Source organism: Streptomyces pallidus (ex Mingjun et al. 2026), assembly GCF_051550185.1.
Lineage (GTDB): Bacteria > Actinomycetota > Actinomycetes > Streptomycetales > Streptomycetaceae > Streptomyces.
The window spans coordinates 1,140,148-1,158,074 of record NZ_CP196181.1; the positions used below are offsets into that span (position 1 = coordinate 1,140,148).

The 17,927-nt window shown below is 70.8% G+C and carries 15 protein-coding genes and 1 pseudogene; 8 read left to right on the forward strand and 8 right to left on the reverse strand.

The genetic code is table 11. The features are described from left to right. Positions 1-80 precede the first annotated feature (80 nt). Positions 81-1,967, reverse strand: a complete 1,887-nt coding sequence (locus ACSHWO_RS04795; RefSeq protein WP_438310167.1) for an APC family permease — start codon at positions 1,965-1,967, stop codon at positions 81-83. Between the two features lie 239 nt (positions 1,968-2,206). Between ACSHWO_RS04795 and ACSHWO_RS04800 the strand changes: the two genes are divergently transcribed. The 7 genes from ACSHWO_RS04800 (at position 2,207) to ACSHWO_RS04830 (ending at position 10,333) form a co-directional block, all read left to right on the forward strand. Continuing rightward, on the forward strand, positions 2,207-2,392 hold the full coding sequence (locus ACSHWO_RS04800; RefSeq protein WP_438310168.1) for a hypothetical protein: 186 nt from the start codon (positions 2,207-2,209) through the stop codon (positions 2,390-2,392). Beyond that, a complete protein-coding gene (kdpF, locus tag ACSHWO_RS04805; protein WP_045945720.1) occupies positions 2,389-2,478 on the forward strand; it encodes a K(+)-transporting ATPase subunit F in 90 nt (29 codons plus the stop codon). The genes ACSHWO_RS04800 and kdpF overlap by 4 nt, the downstream gene beginning before the upstream one ends. Positions 2,479-2,484: 6 nt before the next feature. After that, on the forward strand, positions 2,485-4,149 hold the full coding sequence (gene kdpA, locus ACSHWO_RS04810) for a potassium-transporting ATPase subunit KdpA (RefSeq protein WP_438310169.1): 1,665 nt from the start codon (positions 2,485-2,487) through the stop codon (positions 4,147-4,149). Continuing rightward, complete coding sequence (gene kdpB / locus ACSHWO_RS04815) at positions 4,146-6,281, forward strand: potassium-transporting ATPase subunit KdpB (RefSeq protein ID WP_438310170.1); 2,136 nt, start codon at positions 4,146-4,148, stop codon at positions 6,279-6,281. Before kdpA ends, kdpB begins: the two co-directional genes overlap by 4 nt. Before the next feature lie 6 nt (positions 6,282-6,287). Further along, complete coding sequence (locus ACSHWO_RS04820) at positions 6,288-6,983, forward strand: potassium-transporting ATPase subunit C (protein ID WP_438310171.1); 696 nt, start codon at positions 6,288-6,290, stop codon at positions 6,981-6,983. A gap of 99 nt (positions 6,984-7,082) precedes the next feature. Beyond that, entirely contained in the window at positions 7,083-7,769 is a 687-nt protein-coding gene (locus ACSHWO_RS04825; protein WP_438310172.1) for a response regulator, read from the forward strand. A gap of 20 nt (positions 7,770-7,789) precedes the next feature. After that, the gene (locus ACSHWO_RS04830) at positions 7,790-10,333 is read left to right on the forward strand and encodes an ATP-binding protein (protein ID WP_438310173.1); all 2,544 of its coding nucleotides are present in this window, start codon (positions 7,790-7,792) and stop codon (positions 10,331-10,333) included. 157 nt (positions 10,334-10,490) lie between these two features. On the opposite strand, the gene ACSHWO_RS04835 is transcribed toward ACSHWO_RS04830, so the two are convergent. Continuing rightward, complete coding sequence (locus tag ACSHWO_RS04835; RefSeq protein WP_438310174.1) at positions 10,491-11,360, reverse strand: patatin-like phospholipase family protein; 870 nt, start codon at positions 11,358-11,360, stop codon at positions 10,491-10,493. Between the two features lie 359 nt (positions 11,361-11,719). Here ACSHWO_RS04835 and ACSHWO_RS04840 point away from each other — a divergent pair, with 359 nt between their 5' ends. Then, positions 11,720-11,935, forward strand: a complete 216-nt coding sequence (locus ACSHWO_RS04840; RefSeq protein WP_385804599.1) for a DUF6243 family protein — start codon at positions 11,720-11,722, stop codon at positions 11,933-11,935. A 150-nt stretch (positions 11,936-12,085) separates the two neighbouring features. On the opposite strand, the gene ACSHWO_RS04845 is transcribed toward ACSHWO_RS04840, so the two are convergent. The 6 genes and pseudogenes from ACSHWO_RS04845 to ACSHWO_RS04870 all read right to left on the reverse strand — a co-directional run bounded on the left by ACSHWO_RS04845 (position 12,086) and on the right by ACSHWO_RS04870 (position 17,877). Next, positions 12,086-12,637, reverse strand: coding sequence for a DUF5994 family protein (locus tag ACSHWO_RS04845; protein WP_438318927.1), 552 nt, complete (start codon positions 12,635-12,637; stop codon positions 12,086-12,088). Between the two features lie 169 nt (positions 12,638-12,806). Further along, complete coding sequence (locus tag ACSHWO_RS04850; RefSeq protein WP_438310175.1) at positions 12,807-14,006, reverse strand: PP2C family protein-serine/threonine phosphatase; 1,200 nt, start codon at positions 14,004-14,006, stop codon at positions 12,807-12,809. Positions 14,007-14,509: 503 nt separating this feature from the next. Then, positions 14,510-14,653 (reverse strand): annotated as a pseudogene (locus tag ACSHWO_RS04855) (pirin family protein); the annotation flags it as partial. Positions 14,654-14,692: 39 nt separating this feature from the next. Next, the gene (locus ACSHWO_RS04860) at positions 14,693-15,826 is read right to left on the reverse strand and encodes a hypothetical protein (RefSeq protein ID WP_438318930.1); all 1,134 of its coding nucleotides are present in this window, start codon (positions 15,824-15,826) and stop codon (positions 14,693-14,695) included. A 54-nt stretch (positions 15,827-15,880) separates the two neighbouring features. Further along, positions 15,881-17,614 (reverse strand): FAD-dependent oxidoreductase, encoded by a 1,734-nt coding sequence (locus ACSHWO_RS04865; RefSeq protein ID WP_438310176.1) that lies wholly within the window; start codon positions 17,612-17,614, stop codon positions 15,881-15,883. Then, positions 17,614-17,877, reverse strand: a complete 264-nt coding sequence (locus ACSHWO_RS04870) for a UBP-type zinc finger domain-containing protein (protein ID WP_385804607.1) — start codon at positions 17,875-17,877, stop codon at positions 17,614-17,616. Before ACSHWO_RS04870 ends, ACSHWO_RS04865 begins: the two co-directional genes overlap by 1 nt. Positions 17,878-17,927: the final 50 nt, after the last annotated feature.

The following is a 17,927-nucleotide window of genomic DNA, read 5'->3' on the forward strand; positions in this document are numbered from 1 at the left end:
GCGAACACCGTCGAGCACCAGGGAGCGCCGGCGGGCGGGAGCCGCGGGTGTCGGCGACCGTCAGCGGGCGTCGGCGACCGTCAGCGGACGTCGGCCGTGATGCGGAACCGCAGGCGGCAGATGACCGCGTCGGTGTCGCGGCGGACCGCGTGGGCGACGACGGAGCCGCGCTGGTTCTGCAGGATCCGCTGCCACAGCCGTTCCGGCTCGGTCTCCGGGATCAGGACGGTCACCTGGGTGCCGGGCTGCTGCTCGGCCAGTTCGCGGACGTAGCCGGACACGGGGCGGCCCAGGGAGCGGGTCGGCGAGGGGAGTTCGACGAGCTCGACGCCCGGGTCCCACAGCTCCCAGTCGCGGCGCAGTGCCTCCGCGGCCGCCCGGTCCTCGGGGGCGGGGTGGGTGACGGTGACGGCGAGGACCTCGTCGCCGAGCGAGCGTGCGGCGGTCAGCGCCCGGGAGGTCAGCAGCGACAGCCCCGACACCGGGACGACCACCAGTGAGCGGGAACGCTGCGGGGGCTGCGGCACACGACCCAGCTCCAGCCGCTCACCGATCTGCCCGTAGGTGCGGTGCACCTTCTCGAAGGCGAGGACGATCAGGGGCAGGGTGACGACGACCAGCCAGGCGCCCTCGGTGAACCTGGTCGCGGTGAGGACCACGGCCGAGACACCGGTCAGGAGGGCGCCGAACCCGTTGAGGGCGGCCTTCCGCCGCCAGCCGCCCGGGCGTTCCAGCGCCCAGTGCCGGACCATGCCGACCTGGCAGATGGTGAACCCGACGAACACGCCGATCGCGAAGAGCGGCACGAGGGTGTTGGCGTCGCCGCCGGAGAACACCAGCAGGGCGGCGGACACCAGGGCCAGCCAGACGACACCGTGCCGGTGCACCTGCCGGTCGGCCTTCAGCGCGAACACGTGCGGGAGGTGGTTGTCGCGGGCGAGCAGGCTCATCAGGACGGGCAGACCACCGAAGGAGGTGTTGGCGGCGAGCGCCAGCAGCACGACGGTGGCGAACTGGACCACGTAGAAGGCGGCACCGTGGCCGAACGAGGCGTCCGCGAGCTGGGCGAGGACGGTGACGCCCTCGACCGGCCGGAGGTGGAAGCGGCCGATCAGCACCGACAGGCCGATCAGCATCACCCCGAGCAGGGCGCCGAGCGCGACCTCGGTGCGCTGGGCCCGGCGGGCTGCCGGCGCGCGGAAGGACGGCACGGCGTTGGCGACGGCCTCCACACCGGTGAGGGCCGAGCAGCCGGCGGCGAAGGCCTTGAGCAGCAGCAGCGCGCCGACGGCGGTGGCGCCGTCGCCGAGGGCGGAGGCGTGCCCGGCGACGGTCTCCGTGGAGACCGGGCCGTCCCGGAACAGACCGACGGCGATCACCGCCAGGACCGAGCCGACGAAGACGGCCGTCGGGACCAGGAACGCCTTGGCGGAGTCCACCACCCCGCGCAGGTTGACGGCCGTGACCAGGACCAGCACGCCCAGGCAGATCCACACCCGGTCCCCGTACAACCCGGGGAAGGCCGAGGTCAGGGCGGCGACACCGGCGGTGACCGACACCGCGACGTTGAGCACGTAGTCGAGGACCAGCGAGGCCGCGGCGACCAGGCTCGTCCGACGCCCCAGGTGCCGCGCGGCCACCGCGTACGAGCCGCCGCCGTCCGGGAAGGCCGCGATGACCTGCCGGTACGAGGCCACCAGCACCGCCAGCAGCGCGGCGATCGCCAGCGTCACCGGAAGGGTGAAGCCGAGCCCGTACGCACCGGCGGCCGCGAGCACGAGCACGATCGACTCGGGCCCGTACGCCACCGGGGCCATCGCGTCCAGTGACAGGGCGGAGAGCCCCTGGAGGGCGGTCAGCCTGTGCCGCTCCCCCGCCTCCGCAACCGCCGTGGTGCCGGTGACAGGGGGCTCCTCCTGGCCCGGCCCCGGTCCGGGAGCCGTCGGTTTCCCTGTGTGTATGGCCATGTCGCCGTGTTCCTCCGAAGTGAGCAGAGAGAGGACAGCGTCGAAGTCCCGCGGCCACCCCCGCCAGCCACCTTGGCGAGATCCATACGCCGGTCCGGCCGCTCTTCACGCATTCCATACGCCGGATACGGGCGGTCGTACGGGGGGCGGCGCAACACCGCGCCAGGGTCCGTGCCGCCCTCCGCGGCCGGCGACACCCGTCGGCGTCAGGGCCGCGTTAAAGGTTCCGGTGGGCCCGTATGGACCTCGTCAAGGTCCCTCAACGCGGGGGACGGGGCGCGGTTTGCTCTGTCTCGGCCACTCCGGCCGATTCCGTCTCATCACTTCACCAGGAGCTCACGATGGCCGATCTGGCCTTCGTCGTCACCACGGTCGCGGTCTTCGCGCTGGTGGCTCTCATCGCCAGGGGGGTGGCGAAGCTGTGACCGTCGAGAACATCGTCGGCCTCCTCGTCGCCGTCGCCCTGCTCGGTTACCTCGTCCTCGCCCTCGTCAAGCCGGAGAGGTTCTGAGCCGACATGAGTCCCCAGATCGCCGGTGTGCTCCAGCTGCTCGCGCTGATCGCCGCCCTGGCCCTGGCCTACCGCCCGCTCGGCGACCACATGGCCCGGGTCTACTCCTCCGAGAAGCACCACGCGCCGGAGAAGTGGATCTACAGGGCCATCGGTGCCGACCCCGGCACGGAGATGCGGTGGCCCGCCTACCTGCGCGGTGTCCTCGCCTTCTCCGCGGTGAGCGTGCTCTTCCTCTACGGTCTCCAGCGGCTCCAGGGCTCGCTGCCCGGTTCGCTCGGCTTCGCCTCGATCGACCCGGACCAGGCGTTCAACACGGCCGCCTCCTTCGTGGCCAACACCAACTGGCAGTCGTACGCGGGCGAGCAGGCCATGGGCCACGTCGTGCAGACCGGCGGCCTCGCGGTGCAGAACTTCGTCTCCGCCGCCGTCGGCATGGCCGTGGCCGTCGCCCTCGTCCGGGGCTTCGCCCGCTCCCGTACCGGTGAGCTCGGCAACTTCTGGGCCGACCTGGTCCGCGGCACCGTGCGCATCCTGCTGCCCATCGCCCTGATCGGCGCGATCGTCCTGGTCGCCTGCGGGGCCGTCCAGAACTTCGCCGGCATCCACGAGGTCGGCCAGTTCATGGGCGGCAGCCAGCAGTGGAACGGTGGCGCGGTCGCCTCGCAGGAGGCCATCAAGGAGCTGGGCACCAACGGCGGCGGCTACTTCAACGCCAACTCCGCCCACCCCTTCGAGAACCCCACCCCGTTCTCCAACCTCTTCGAGGTCTTCCTGATCCTCGTCATCCCCTTCGCGCTCACCCGTACCTTCGGCAGGATGGTCGGCAGCGTTCGTCAGGGCTACGCGATCCTCGCCACGATGGCGATCATCTGGATCGGCTTCACCGCCCTGATGATGTGGACCGAGTTCGCCGGCCGCGGCCCGGCCTTCGAGATCGCCGGCGGCGCGATGGAGGGGAAGGAGACCCGCTTCGGCATCGGCGGCTCGTCGATCTTCGCCGTGGCCACCACGCTGACCTCCACCGGCGCGGTCAACTCCTTCCACTCCTCCTTCACCGGCTTCGGCGGCGGCATCACCCTGCTGGGCATGCAGCTCGGCGAGATCGCCCCCGGCGGCGTCGGTTCCGGCCTCTACGGCATGCTGATCATGGCGATCATCGCGGTGTTCATCGCCGGCCTGATGGTCGGCCGCACCCCCGAGTACCTCGGCAAGAAGATCGGCACGCGCGAGATCAAGCTCGCCGCCTGCTACATCCTCGTCACCCCGGCCCTGGTGCTCTGCTTCACCGCCGCGGCGATGGCGCTGCCCACCCCGGTGGACTCGATGACGAACTCCGGCGCGCACGGGTTCTCCGAGATCCTCTACGCCTACACCTCCGGCGCCAACAACAACGGCTCCGCCTTCGCCGGCCTGAACGCCGACACGCAGTGGTTCAACTCGACCATCGGCCTCGCGATGCTGTCGGGCCGCTTCCTGCCCATGGTGTTCGTGCTGGCCCTGGCCGGCTCGCTCGCCGAGCAGAAGCCGGTCCCGGAGACCGCGGGCACCCTGCGCACCGACAAGCCGCTCTACGCCGGCCTGCTCGTCGGCACGATCGTCATCATCACCGGTCTGACCTACTTCCCGGCGCTCGCGCTGGGCCCGCTGGCCGAAGGGCTGGCGTCATGACCTCCGACACCAGGAAGCAAGAGGACGTCATGTCGACCGTGGCTCCGACCCGCGCCCCGCACCAGGACGTGCCCTCCGGCCACACACCGGACGGCGGCCGCGTCGGTGGCGGGCTGTTCGACCCCAAGCAGCTCGTCACGTCCTTCCCGGACGCGATCCGCAAGCTCGACCCGCGCGTGATGATCAAGTCGCCGGTCATGTTCGTGGTCCTGATCGGCTCGGTGGTCACCACCGTGCTGGCGCTGACGGACCCGACGGACTGGTTCGGCTGGGCGATCACCGCCTGGCTGTGGCTGACCACGATCTTCGCGAACCTGGCGGAGGCCGTGGCGGAGGGCCGCGGCAAGGCCCAGGCCGACACCCTGCGCAAGGCCAAGACCGACACCGTGGCACGGCGGCTGACCACCGACGGCGCCGAGGAGTCCGTGCCCGGCACCGACCTGCGCATCGGTGACCTGGTGGTCTGCGAGGCCGGCGACGTCATCCCCGGCGACGGCGACGTCGTCGAGGGCGTCGCCTCCGTCGACGAGTCCGCGATCACCGGCGAGTCGGCCCCGGTCATCCGGGAGTCCGGCGGCGACCGTTCGGCCGTCACCGGCGGTACGAAGGTCCTCTCCGACCGCATCGTCATCAAGATCACGACGAGGCCCGGCGAGACCTTCATCGACCGGATGATCAACCTGGTCGAGGGCGCCGCCCGACAGAAGACCCCGAACGAGATCGCCCTCAACATCCTCCTGGCGTCCCTCACCATCGTCTTCCTCCTGGCCGTGGTCACCCTCCAGCCGTTCGCGATCTACGCCGGCGCCGAGCAGTCGATGATCGTGCTGACCGCGCTGCTGGTCTGCCTCATCCCGACCACCATCGGCGCCCTGCTGTCGGCGATCGGCATCGCCGGCATGGACCGCCTCGTCCAGCGCAACGTCCTCGCCATGAGCGGCCGCGCGGTCGAGGCCGCCGGCGACGTCTCCACCCTGCTGCTCGACAAGACCGGCACCATCACCCTCGGCAACCGCCAGGCCGCCGAGTTCGTCCCCGTCAAGGGCACCACCCGGGCCGAGCTCGCCGACGCCGCCCAGCTGTCCTCCCTGGCCGACGAGACCCCCGAGGGCCGCTCGATCGTGGTCCTGGCCAAGGAGGAGTACGGGCTGCGCGAACGCCACCAGGGCGAACTCGTCCAGGCCACGTGGATCGAGTTCACCGCCCAGACGCGCATGTCGGGCGTGGACGTCGACGGCAGGCAGACGCGCAAGGGCGCGGCCGGTTCGGTCATCACCTGGGTCAAGGAGCAGGGCGGCGAGGTCGCCGACGACGCCGACCTCCTCGCGAACAGGATCTCGGAAGCGGGCGGTACGCCGCTCCTGGTCGCCGTCAAGGACGAGAAGGGCGCCCGGGTCCTGGGTGTCATCCACCTCAAGGACGTCGTCAAGGAGGGCATGCGGGAGCGGTTCGACGAGCTGCGCCGCATGGGCATCAAGACCGTCATGATCACGGGTGACAACCCGCTCACCGCCAAGGCCATCGCCGAAGAGGCGGGCGTCGACGACTTCCTCGCCGAGGCCACCCCCGAGGACAAGATGGCCCTCATCAAGCGGGAGCAGGCTGGCGGCAAGCTCGTCGCCATGACCGGCGACGGGACGAACGACGCCCCGGCGCTGGCCCAGGCCGACGTGGGCGTCGCGATGAACACGGGCACCTCGGCCGCCAAGGAGGCCGGGAACATGGTGGACCTGGACTCCAACCCGACCAAGCTGATCGAGATCGTCGAGATCGGCAAGCAGCTCCTCATCACCCGGGGCGCGCTGACCACGTTCTCCATCGCCAACGACGTCGCGAAGTACTTCGCGATCATCCCGGCCATGTTCGCCGTGGTCTACCCGGGCCTCGACAAGCTCAACATCATGGGCCTGCAATCCCCCGAGTCGGCGATCCTCTCGGCCGTCATCTTCAACGCGCTGATCATCATCGCGCTCGTCCCGCTCGCCCTGAAGGGCGTGCAGTACAAGCCGACCAGCGCCGACAAGATGCTCCGCCGCAATCTGGGGCTGTACGGCGTGGGCGGCCTGATCGCCCCGTTCATCGGCATCAAGATCATCGACATGATCATCACCCTCATCCCCGGAATCGGCTGAGACGACATGAACAACTCTGTAGGCAACACAGCACGGTTGATCGGTGCCGGCCTGCGCGCCCTGCTCGTTCTGACCGTGATCTGCGGGGTCATCTACCCGCTGGCCGTCACCGGCGTCGCCCAGGCCCTGTTCCACGACAAGGCCAACGGCTCCGAGATCAAGGACAAGAGCGGGCGGGTCGTCGGGTCCTCCCTCATCGGGCAGACCTACAACCTCCCGAAGCAGGCTCGTTCTGATTCGACTACGGGCGACGACGCCGAAGAGGCGGCGAAGCCGGACCTGAAGTGGTTCCAGCCCCGCCCCTCCAACGGCCTCGGCACCAACAGCGTCAACACCCGGTACTCCCTCGTCCTCTCCGGCGCCACGAACCGCGCCGGCGACAACGAGGACCTCATCACGTGGGTCACCGCCGCCAAGGCCGCCGTCGTCGCCGACAACTCCACCACCACCTACAAGGTCGAGCCGCAGGACGTGCCCGCCGAGGCCGTCACCTCCTCCGGCTCAGGACTCGACCCGCACATCTCCCCGGCGTACGCGGAACTCCAGGTCCACCGGGTGGCCGAGAAGAACGGCCTCGACGTCGAGCAGGTCGAGAAACTGGTGAAGGACCACACCGAGGGCCGGCAGCTCGGCTTCATGGGCGAGCCCCGCGTCAACGTGCTGGAGCTCAACACCGCCCTCAGGGCACTGTCCGAGAACTGACGGTCCGTCCCCCGCGAACGGGAACCGGCGGAGTGCGACTTCTCGCACCCCGCCGGTTCCCCACCGTGCCGCACGCAACGAAGGAAAGGCTGCACACCCATGACCCGGGTGCTGGTGGTGGAGGACGATCCCCAGCTCGTCCGCGCGCTCAGGATCAACCTCCAGGCACGCAAGTTCGACGTCGAGGAAGCCCCCGACGGCGGCTCGGCCCTGCGGCTGGCCGCCGCCCGCACACCCGACGTCATCGTCCTGGACCTCGGGCTGCCCGACATGGACGGCATCGAGGTCATCAGAGGCGTGCGTGACTGGAGCCGCGTCCCGATCGTGGTGCTGTCCGCCCGGCACACCTCCGAGGACAAGATCCGGGCACTGGACGCCGGCGCGGACGACTACGTCACCAAGCCGTTCAGCATGGACGAACTCCTGGCACGGCTTCGGGCCGCCTCCCGCAGACAGGCGGATCCGGTACGGAGGGCCGACGACGTCACCGTGGTCGAGACCGACGGGTTCACCATCGACCTGCTCGCGAAGAAGGTCCGGCGTGGCGACCGCACCGTCCGGCTCACCCCGACCGAGTGGCACCTGCTGGAGATCCTCGTGACCCACCCGGGTCGCCTGGTCCCGCAGAGCCGGCTGCTGCTGGAGGTCTGGGGCCCGACCTACCGTGAGAACACGCACTACCTGCGCGTCTACATGGCCCAGCTGCGGCGCAAGCTCGAAGCGGACCCGTCCCACCCCCGGTATCTGATCACCGAGCCGGGCATGGGCTACCGCTTCGAACCCTGAACGGAAGAAGAGTCACGATCATGGGACGCGGAAAGCTCCGCATCTACCTGGGCGCGGCACCGGGCGTCGGCAAGACGTACGCGATGCTCTCCGAGGCACACCGCCGCATCGAACGGGGCACCGACTGCGTGGTCGGCTTCGTCGAGCACCACAACCGGCCGCGCACCGAGGTGATGCTGCACGGCCTGGAGCTGGTCCCGCGGCGGGACCTCGCGTACCGGGGCACCACGTTCGCCGAGATGGACGTGGACGCGGTCCTCGCCCGGCGCCCGGCAGTGGTGTTGGTGGACGAGCTGGCGCACACCAACGTCCCCGGCTCCCGCAACGCCAAGCGCTGGCAGGACGTCGAGGAACTGCTCCGGGCCGGGATCGACGTGGTCTCCACGGTGAACATCCAGCACCTGGAATCCCTGGGCGACGTCGTCGAGACCATAACCGGGGTACGCCAGCGCGAAACCGTGCCCGACGAGGTGGTGCGGCGGGCCGACCAGATCGAACTGGTCGACATGTCCCCGCAGGCCCTGCGCCGCCGGATGGCGCACGGCAACGTCTACAAGGCGGACAAGGTCGACGCCGCCCTGTCGAACTACTTCCGGCCCGGCAACCTCACCGCCCTGCGCGAACTGGCCCTGCTGTGGACCGCCGACCGGGTCGACGAATACCTGCGCGAGTACCGCGGCGAGCACAACATCCGCACCACCTGGCAGGCCCGCGAGCGCATCGTCGTCGGCCTCACCGGCGGGCCCGAGGGCCGTACGCTGATCCGCCGTGCCGCGCGGCTGGCCGAGAAGGGCGCCGGCGGCGAGGTCATGGCGGTCTACATCGCCCGCAGCGACGGGCTGTCCTCCGCCTCCCCGAAGGAACTGGCCGTCCAGCGCACCCTGGTGGAGGACCTCGGCGGCACGTTCCACCACGTCATCGGGGACGACGTCCCCGACGCCCTCCTGGAGTTCGCCCGCGGGGTGAACGCCACCCAGATCGTCCTCGGCGTGAGCCGTCGACGGTCCTGGCAGTACGTGCTCGGGCCCGGCGTCAGCGCGACCGTCGCCCGCGAGTCCGGCCCGGACCTCGACGTCCACATCGTCACCCACGACGAGGCCGCCAAGGGCCGCGGCCTGCCGGTCGCCCGCCGGGCCCGGCTCGGGCGGGCCCGGATCCTGTGGGGCTGGACCGCCGGCGTCGCCGGTCCGGTCCTGCTCACCCTGCTGCTCAGCCAGGTCGTTCCCGAACTCGGGCTCGCCAACGACATGCTGCTGTTCCTCACGTGCACCGTGGCGGCGGCCCTGCTGGGCGGGCTGCTGCCCGCACTCGCCTCGGCGGCGGTGGGCTCGCTGCTCCTGAACTACTTCTTCACCCCGCCCCTCTACCGGCTGACGGTCTCCGACCCGCGGAACATCGTCGCCATCGCCATCTTCGTCGGTGTCGCCGTCTCCGTGGCGTCCGTGGTGGACCTCGCGGCCCGCCGCACCCACCAGGCGGCCCGGCTGCGCGCCGAGTCCGAGATCCTCTCGTTCCTCGCCGGCAGCGTCCTACGGGGAGAGGACTCCCTCTCCGCCCTCCTCGAACGGCTCCGGGAGACGTTCTCCATGAACTCGGTGGCCCTGCTGGAACGGGCCGACGAGGTCTCCCCCTGGACCACGGCGGCGGCGGTCGGAAGCCACGCCGTGGCCCGGCCCGAGGACGCCGACGTCGACATGCCGATCGGCGAGAACATGGCCCTGGCCCTGTCCGGCCGGGTACTGCCCGCCGAGGACCGGCGCGTCCTCGGCGCCTTCGCCGCCCAGGCGGCCGTCGTCCTCGACCGGCAGCGCCTGGTCGGCGAGGCCGAGGAAGCCCGCCGCCTCGCCGAGGGCAACCGCATCCGCACCGCGCTCCTCGCCGCCGTCAGCCACGACCTGCGCACCCCGCTGGCCGGCATCAAGGCCTCCGTCACCTCCCTCCGCTCCGACGACGTCGACTGGTCCGAGGACGACCGTGCGGAACTCCTGGCGGGCATCGAGGAAGGCGCCGACCGCCTCGCCGCGCTGATCGGGAACCTCCTCGACATGTCCCGCCTCAACACGGGCACCGTCGTGCCCCTGATCCGCGAGACCGACCTCGACGAGGTGGTCCCGATGGCGCTGGGCGGCGTACCGGAGGACAGCGTCGACCTGGACATCCCCGAAACGCTCTCCATGGTGGCCGTCGACCGCGGCCTGCTGGAGCGCGCCGTCGCCAACATCGTCGAGAACGCCGTCAAGTACAGCCCCGGCGGACAGCCGGTCCTCGTCACTGCCAGTGCCCTGCACGACCGGGTCGAACTGCGCGTGGTGGACCGCGGCCCCGGCGTCCCGGACGAGGCCAAGGACCGCATATTCGAACCCTTCCAACGCCACGGCGACGCCCCCCGGGGTGCCGGCGTCGGCCTGGGCCTCGCCGTCGCCCGCGGCTTCACCGAGGCCATCGGCGGCACCCTCACCGCGGAGGACACCCCGGGCGGCGGCCTCACCATGGTCCTCACCCTGCCCATGGCGGGGCATGAACCCCCGGTCACGGCCGAGCTCCCCACCTCGGCCGTCAGCTGACCCGGCCGGGCCACCACCCGTTCGCCGAGGACGCGGACCAAGGCCCGGCCACCAAGGCCCGGAGCGCCTGGCCGGCCGGCGCCTGACCCCGTCGCACGACACGGCCGAAGGACTTACTGCGGGAACACCCGTCCCGGCGTCGGGTTGCGCACCCCCGTCAGCACGCCGCCGACCGGTGTCGGACTCGTTCTGCACCGACGGCCCAGGCTCCGGCCAGTTGCTCCCGGGCGGCAGCGGCCTGCCGCTGCCCCGCCTGGAACGCGGGGACCCACGCCGACATGTCCGACGGGTCGGTGCCGAGCACCGCTGCCGAGGCCTCGTCGGGGAACAGCGACACCCACGTCTCCGCGTCCCTCGCGACGGGCGCTTCCTGCCCGGCAGCCTGACGCGCCATCGGCTCCACGACGACCACCGTACGCGCGCCGGCCGCGAGGTCCACGTTGGTGCCCGCCCGCAGCGCGCCGTCGATGTAGTGGCGCCCGCCGACCGAAACGGGAGGCGCGGCTCCGGGGAACGCGCTGGAGGCCGCGACGGCAACCGCCAACGGGACGCCGCTGTCGCGGTCCCAGACCACCGGCTCGCCGCTTCCCGCCTCCACGGCAGGGATGAGCAGGCGGTGCCCGGCCGACCAGGTGTCCGTGCCGACGAGTCGGCGCCGTGCCGCGACCAGGGCTCGCTCGGCCTCCGGATCGGCCGCGCCGAGGGCCATCCGCCCGACCCGGCGCCGGGCCTCCTCCGGTGGCAGGCCGGCACCGAGGACCGCGAAGACCTCACCCATGAGCCGCGGGTCGGCCTGCGGCGGCCTGGGACCGCCGCCGCTGCCACCGGCGGGGTCGGCGAAGCGCGCGAGGTTCCGGCCGCTGGTCAGCGCGGCGCCCACGATCGCGCCGGCCGAGGTACCGACGACCAGATCCGCCGCGGCCAGGTCGACGCCCAGTCCGCGCAGGCCATGGGCGAGTCCAGCCGTCCAAGCGGTACCGACGGGCCCACCCGGCCCGAGCACGAGCGCGCTCTCCCGTGAATGCATCGTTCCCCCATCCGTTGCTGCGGCGGTCTCCACCCTAAGACGAACGGGTCGAGGGATCGCCCTCAGCCACGGGGCCGGAGATGCACACCGGCCTCGCCGACACCGCCGGACTCGTCGAGCCCCTCACCAGCGGCTGCACCACCCCCGCGGTGTTCCGTCGAAGGCCCGGCCGCCGCCGGGGCGGCCAGAGGGTTGGCACACGGGGCCGACGGAACCGGGTAACGTCTTTGTCATGTTCTTCCAGACGCCGATGTACGAGTGAGAGCGGGACGGGCCCCGCTGACGTCCTTCGACGTCGCCGCACCCGTCCCCCCACCGACGAACCCGTAGATCACTTCACATCACCACCGGGAGAACCCGTGACCGACAGCAAGAACATCAACAACCCCGTGGGCCAGGGCGGCGGCCAGCGCAAGAGGCTGTCCCGCAGCGAGCGGCAGAACAACGGTCCGCACCGCAACCTCGACCGTCAGGGTGCCGCCGCCCAGAAGGCGGAGCTGGTGCGCAAGATGCGCGAGAAGGCACGCGCGGCCGAGGAAGCCGGGCAGTCGAGCGACGACACCGCACAGAGCTGACGCGCCCCCGCCGCAGGGCGGCACCGCACGGGGCAGCCGCGGACAGCTTCGACCGTGCTGCTCGCAGATGAGTGCTCGGCGGAAGGGACGCTGCGCAGGCGCCTCATTCGAGGCGTTGTGATGTACCGGTGCGAGGTGAAGCGCGTCCCGTCACCTCCGCAGGTACCACGGCAGCGGGATCATCCGCGCTCCGACGACCGGGTGTTGTCGGGGCATGGCGGCAGTCCCGCCGTCGGTTTCCCAGGCCTCCTCACCGCTCCGCGCGTTTCGGATGCGGAGTGCGGTTGCGGCTTCGTCGGTCATCAGGGTGCCGACGGCCCGGAGGTTGCCCGGGAGGGCTGCGGCGGTCATGAGCCGGGAAGCGGCGGCCGGCTCGGTCTCGGGCGGGATCACCAGCAGATCGCAGCGGCCTCCGGCGTAGGAAAGCAGGATCATCTTGTCGGAATCCTGTTCCGTGAACCATCCCACGTGCACGGTGTGCCCTTGAACGGGAGTTTTGTGCGGGATGACCGGCCAGCAGGTGGGGTTGACCAGGACGCGGGTGATGCGGCCGAAGCGGCGCTCCAGCGCGTCGACCAGCGGCGGTAGCTCGGCTGCAAGATCGCGCGACCTGGGCCACCAGGCGCCGTCCAGCAGACCGGCAAGGGCGGTTTTCGGCGTCAGGGCCAAGCGTGCAGAGATGCGAAGTGGGGTGGTAGTCATGACCGTGGACTCACTTCCGGACCGCCCTGCCGGGCGGGGCATGTCTTGATCGCCGGAAACGACGTCCGCGTGGGTGCGGGTGCACGAGTTACTCCCGGTAATTCCAGCCTACTCCGCGGTGGGGGCGGACGAGATGTTTCAGGAGTACCGGCGGCTCCCGGGCTCTCCGTCATCCGCGCCATTCGACAAGGACGAGGGTGGCGTCGTCCGAGGTGACGTCGCCGCGTGCCCGTTTGAGCGTGTGGGAGAGGTCCCGTGCCACCGCGCGGACCGCCCGGTCCGTCTTCTCCAGTTGGTTCACCCAGTCGATCAGCTGGTCCTCGCCGAACTGCTCCTGCCCGCTCTGATGTTCTTCGACCAGCCCGTCGGTGAAGCAGAGGATGCGGTCCCCCGGTTCTAGCGCCACCGCGCTGACCTGCGGCTGTGCTCCCCCGAAGCCGACGGGCAGGGTCGTGGGACTGTTCAGACGGCGTACGACGCGGTGCCCGCGGACCAGCATGGGGGCGGGGTGGCCGGCGTTGACCCACTGCAGGCGGCCCGTGTCCGTGTCCAGGCGCATCATCTGGGCGGTGACGAAATGGTCGGGGGCGAACTGCTCGGCCACCGCCCGGTCCATGAAGAGGTAGATCTCGGCGAGCTCGATGCTGATCCGGCGGGCGTGCCGGTACGCGCCGATCGCCACCGTGGCCATGGTGGCCGCGTTGAGGCCGTGCCCCATGGCATCGATCATCGCGAGGTGGAAGGTGTCCCCGTTCAGCGCGTAGTCGAAGCTGTCGCCCGCCACGTCGTAGGCGGGCTCCAGGACTCCTGCGACGGTGACGCGCGGCGTCACCATGACCAGGGGCGGCATCAGCGACCACTGGATCTCCGCGGCAACGCTCATCGGCTCGCCGCGCCGGGTGCGGAAGAACAGGTCGGTGTAGCCGTTCTTGCTCTCCATCATGTCGGCGACCAGCCCCGCGACCCTGCGCAGGATCCGGCGGTCGTCGTCATCGACCCGGTCCAGTGTGGCGGCCAGAACGCCCGCCTGGTCGCCGCCGTCCCACAGCGGCACGAAGACCCGCACCCCCTCGCCCAGCACCACCTCGACCGGCCGGGACGTGAGAAAACACCGGCCCGCGTCCGAGCGGTCGATGCAGAGCGGTTCACCCCCCGCCAGCCCCTCGCCCTCCAGCGGAACCAGCTTCTCCTGCCCGTAATCCTGGAGGAGGACCTGTACCTGCCGCCCTCCCAGGCGGGCCAGCGCGCCGGCCACGGCCGGACCGACCAGGTGGGGCGGCAGCTGCGGGGCGAGGTCCAGGAGCCCACCCAACAGCTCCTCCCCGAAACTCTCGGAGCGATCCGGACCCCCACGCTGTCCCGCTGCCATCAGGCGCCTCCCACCGCGCGGGCTCCGCAACCCGGGTCCGGCACCGCCGTGGGACGGGGGCAGCCCGCCCCGCCCGCGCGGAGCCGATCAGGCACCTCAGCCGAACCCGTACCGGGTCTCACCCTCAAGAATGCGCGCCGCCGGCCCGACAGGCCACACGGCATCCACACGCTCACCGCCGCCTCGCCCCGGGTGTCAGGGCGGAGCGGGGGCGAACGCGAACACTTCGTTGCCGCAGGGCCGGGCCGGTGCCACGGCCCTCCGGCAAGGCATGGCGTGCGAGGGCCTTGTCACCTGTGAACAAGATCCGCTACGCACACTTCATCGACGAATCGCACGCCCCGGCCGGACCCGAAGTCACGATCGCGGCAGTCGGCGGGGCAGCGGCGGACACCCGCTGCGAATGCCCTCGCACCGCGTTTGGCGGCCTCCCCCTTCGAAACCGAAATCGGAGGGCGGGCGCGAACACGACACCCCGCCCTCGTCCCACACAAACCATCAGGTCAACGCACTCTTCCCCTGGGCTTCAGGTGCGTCGGCGGGAGCTCGGGGGTAGGAGGCGGAGGGCCGTCGTAGCCCTTCACTTCGCCGTAGCGGGTGTCCTCCATCCAGTCGTGGCGGAACTGCTCGATCTCCTCGTGGGAGCGCAGCTCCGGTCGGCAACAAACCAGCGCCCCTGCTCGGACTCAGGTCATCCGCTGGACACCCTGGTCGTCCTGCAGCATGTGGCGTCGTTCCTGTTCGCGCTTGGAATAGGCGGCTGCCCGGATGGCCTCGTCGCTCTCCAAGCCGGAGCCCAGCGCGCCGCCCACCGTCGCAGTCGAAGCGACGAACCATGACAACGTCCAGTAGTCCGTTGCGTCCATCGGTTCTCGTGTCGTGGAAGCGAACACCTGCTCATTGAGGATGAACAGCGCCCACACCATGTTGACGAGCAGCAAACCCACATAGCAGACCAGCACCCCGATACCCACGGTCAGGACCGTCGACGCGTTGTAGAGCCTCGCCTTCTGCCTCGCCTCCGGCGAACCCTCGGCTGAGCGGTGCCACAGCTCCGCGTCCACGATCAGCCAGCCGATCATGAGCGCGACGGACCCGACCATGGCGATCACGAGGCGCGGTGCGCTCAGGGCGTCAGCGAGACTCCAGACGGTGGAGTTCACGGTGGCGACCGCTCCCGTGGCGAGTGCGGCCGCCAGAGCTTTCGACAGCCCCGGCACCAAGCGCCAAGGCCGGTTGGCGCGGACCATACCGAGGAGCACCCGTAGGTAACCGCGTGGCCCGCTGAGGACGTACCGCAGATCGGCCGTCTCCTCCTCACCGAGCTGGCCCGGATGAACGGGCGTGAGACGACCGGCAAACGGTCCCGGATGCCGCTGCCTTCGAGGAGGCTCCTCAACACCGGTGTCCTGCGGACCCGCCAAGCCGAGCACGGCTTCCTCCACGGCCCGCTGGGCCCTCGTCTGCAGGCGCAGACCCCCCAGAGAAGGAAGCGAAAGCAGCGCCAGCCCATGCTCGTGACTCAGATCCACGACGACCTTGCGCCCGTGTGAGTGCAGGGGAAGGTCGGTGAGGGCCACGATGATGTCCCAGTCCTCCGCACTTCCGCGGTCCTTGATCCGGCGCATCAAGGTGCGCGGGTCCTCGGTCCCTGCGGTGAAGGGCTCACTGACCACCCTGACGTCGAAGCGCCGCCCCTGGCCCGACTTGTCAGCGAGTCGAGTGGAAAGTACCCGGGCCATGCGCTGCGCGATGTCCGTCGGGGCGTCCGGATCCGCCAGAAGGGCTACGACCGTAACGTCCTGAGGCGACATATGCATGATCCGACCCTTCTCGTCGGCTACCTCCATGATCGACGTGCCCACAGGGTGCCTTCACGGCGACGTCGACACTCCGCGCGCCACTGCGGGGCGGACCAGGTTGCCCGTCACCTCCCGGTGCTCGTGCACGAAGCGAATCGCCATGGCCCCCTCACCGGCGGCCGAGGCCACTCGCTTGACCGAACCGCTCCTGACATCGCCGGCGGCGAAGACCCCCGGGAGGGTCGTCTCCAGCAGCAGCGGATCTCGGCCGAGCGAGTCCCACCGGGATGCGTCGGCCACCGCCCGGGCGTCGGCGCCGGTGAGGACGAAACCCTTCTCGTCCAGGGCCAGCACGCCCTTGAGCCATTCCGTGCGCGGCCGGGCCCCGATGAACACGAACAGCGCCGCGGCCCGCAGCTCGCGGCGCTCACCGCTTGCGTTGTCCTCCACGGTCAACGACTCCAGCTTCTCCTCCCCGGAGACGCCCCGGACTTCGGTGTGGAGCAACACCTCGATCTTCGGGTGCCGTTCCACCTGATCCACCAGGTAACGCGACATGTCCGCGTTGAGGTCGCCGCCCCGGACGAGGAGATGGACCCGGGACGCGTGGTTCGCGAGGAACAGCGATGCCTGCCCGGCGGAGTTCCCGCCGCCCACCACGGCGACCGGATCCGCCTGGCAGAGACTGGCCTCGTGGACGGTCGCCGCGTAGTAGACGCTGATGCCCTCCAGACGGTCGATGTCCGGGACCTCGAGCCTGCGGTACCACACGCCCGAGGCGAGCACCACGGCGCCCGCCTGCGCCTTGGACCCGTCTGTGAAGGTGACGACGTACTCGCCGTCCTGCGGGGTGAGCCCCGCGACCTGGGCCGGCACCAGGAGGCGGGCGCCGAACTTGTGGGCTTGGAGCACCGCGCGTTCGATGAGCTCGCCCCCGGAGATGCCCGACGGGAAGCCGAGGTAGTTCTCGATGCGGGACGAGGTGGCGGCCTGGCCTCCGGTGGCCACGGCATCGACGGTGACCGTGGTGAGCCCGTCAGAGGCACCGTACACGGCGGCGGCGAGCCCCGCGGGGCCCGCACCGACCACCATCACGTCGCACCGCGCAGCCTCCGGCGAGGGGGCGGGCAGCCCGATGAGCCGGGCGAGTTCGGCGTTGCTCGGATTGCGCAGCACCCGCTCGCCCTTCCAGAGGACCACCGGGGTCTCCTCGGGTCGGATCGAGAACCGACGCAGCAGCGCATCGGCCTCCTGGTCCTTCTCCAGATCCACCCACCGGTGGGGCAGTCGGTTGCGGGCGGCGAACTCACGCAGCCGCACCGTGTCCGGTGAGTAGCACGACCCCAGGATCCGGAAGCCGGCACCGAGGCCGATGAGCAGGTACCTGCGGCCCAGGTAGGCGCGGAGGATCAGATCACCGAGGACGGGGTCGCGGTCGACCAGGGCGCGCTGCCGCTCCACCGGCACGGCCAGGATCTCGCCCGTCTGGCGCATCACGGCGGTGTCGAACGCGGCTTGGCCCTCCAGCAGACCGAGTTCGCCGAGGAACCTGCCGGGCCCGTGCACGGCAACCGTGCGCTCCGCGGGCCCACCGTGGTCGTGGAGGATCTCGACGGTGCCGCTGAGGACCGCCAGGAACTCGCGGAACGGCTCACCCTCGCGGTACAGCACCTCGCCCTCGGCGACCTGGCGGCGTTCACCGTGTGCGGTCAGGTCCTGGAGCTGCTCCGGTGTCAGACGCGGAAACGCCCCGTACCGGTCAGGTGTCTCACGGACCGCACCGTGGTTGTGCTCGGCCGTGCCCATCAGACCATCGCCTCGTGGACGAAGCACCAGCGCCAGTCCTCTCCCGGCTGGAAGGACTGCACGACGGGGTGACCGACGCTCCCCGCGTGTCGCCTGGCGTGCTTGAGGGGCGAGGAGTCGCAGCAGCCGACGTGGCCGCAGGTGAGGCAGAGGCGCAGGTGCACCCACGGGGAATGCTCCCTGAGGCACTCCTCGCAGCCCTCCGGTGTACGCGGTGTCACTGGGCGCACCATCGCCAAGTGCGGGTCGGGAATCGTGGCCATGAGGGGTTCTCCTTCCGTGAACGTGATGCTCAGCCGCGGTCGGCGGCTGT

Excerpts from the sequence above, each read along its gene's own strand:
- ACSHWO_RS04825 (WP_438310172.1), top strand. The coding sequence starts at position 7,083 with ATGACCCGGGTGCTGGTGGTGGAGGACGATCCCCAGCTCGTCCGCGCG.
- ACSHWO_RS04865 (WP_438310176.1), bottom strand. The coding sequence starts at position 17,614 with ATGGGCACGGCCGAGCACAACCACGGTGCGGTCCGTGAGACACCTGAC.
- ACSHWO_RS04835 (WP_438310174.1), bottom strand. The coding sequence starts at position 11,360 with ATGCATTCACGGGAGAGCGCGCTCGTGCTCGGGCCGGGTGGGCCCGTC.
- ACSHWO_RS04800 (WP_438310168.1), top strand. The coding sequence starts at position 2,207 with ATGGACCTCGTCAAGGTCCCTCAACGCGGGGGACGGGGCGCGGTTTGC.
- kdpA (WP_438310169.1), top strand. The coding sequence starts at position 2,485 with ATGAGTCCCCAGATCGCCGGTGTGCTCCAGCTGCTCGCGCTGATCGCC.
- ACSHWO_RS04850 (WP_438310175.1), bottom strand. The coding sequence starts at position 14,006 with ATGGCAGCGGGACAGCGTGGGGGTCCGGATCGCTCCGAGAGTTTCGGG.
- kdpB (WP_438310170.1), top strand. The coding sequence starts at position 4,146 with ATGACCTCCGACACCAGGAAGCAAGAGGACGTCATGTCGACCGTGGCT.
- ACSHWO_RS04830 (WP_438310173.1), top strand. The coding sequence starts at position 7,790 with ATGGGACGCGGAAAGCTCCGCATCTACCTGGGCGCGGCACCGGGCGTC.
- ACSHWO_RS04860 (WP_438318930.1), bottom strand. The coding sequence starts at position 15,826 with ATGCATATGTCGCCTCAGGACGTTACGGTCGTAGCCCTTCTGGCGGAT.
- ACSHWO_RS04795 (WP_438310167.1), bottom strand. The coding sequence starts at position 1,967 with ATGGCCATACACACAGGGAAACCGACGGCTCCCGGACCGGGGCCGGGC.
- ACSHWO_RS04845 (WP_438318927.1), bottom strand. The coding sequence starts at position 12,637 with ATGACTACCACCCCACTTCGCATCTCTGCACGCTTGGCCCTGACGCCG.
- ACSHWO_RS04870 (WP_385804607.1), bottom strand. The coding sequence starts at position 17,877 with ATGGCCACGATTCCCGACCCGCACTTGGCGATGGTGCGCCCAGTGACA.
- ACSHWO_RS04820 (WP_438310171.1), top strand. The coding sequence starts at position 6,288 with ATGAACAACTCTGTAGGCAACACAGCACGGTTGATCGGTGCCGGCCTG.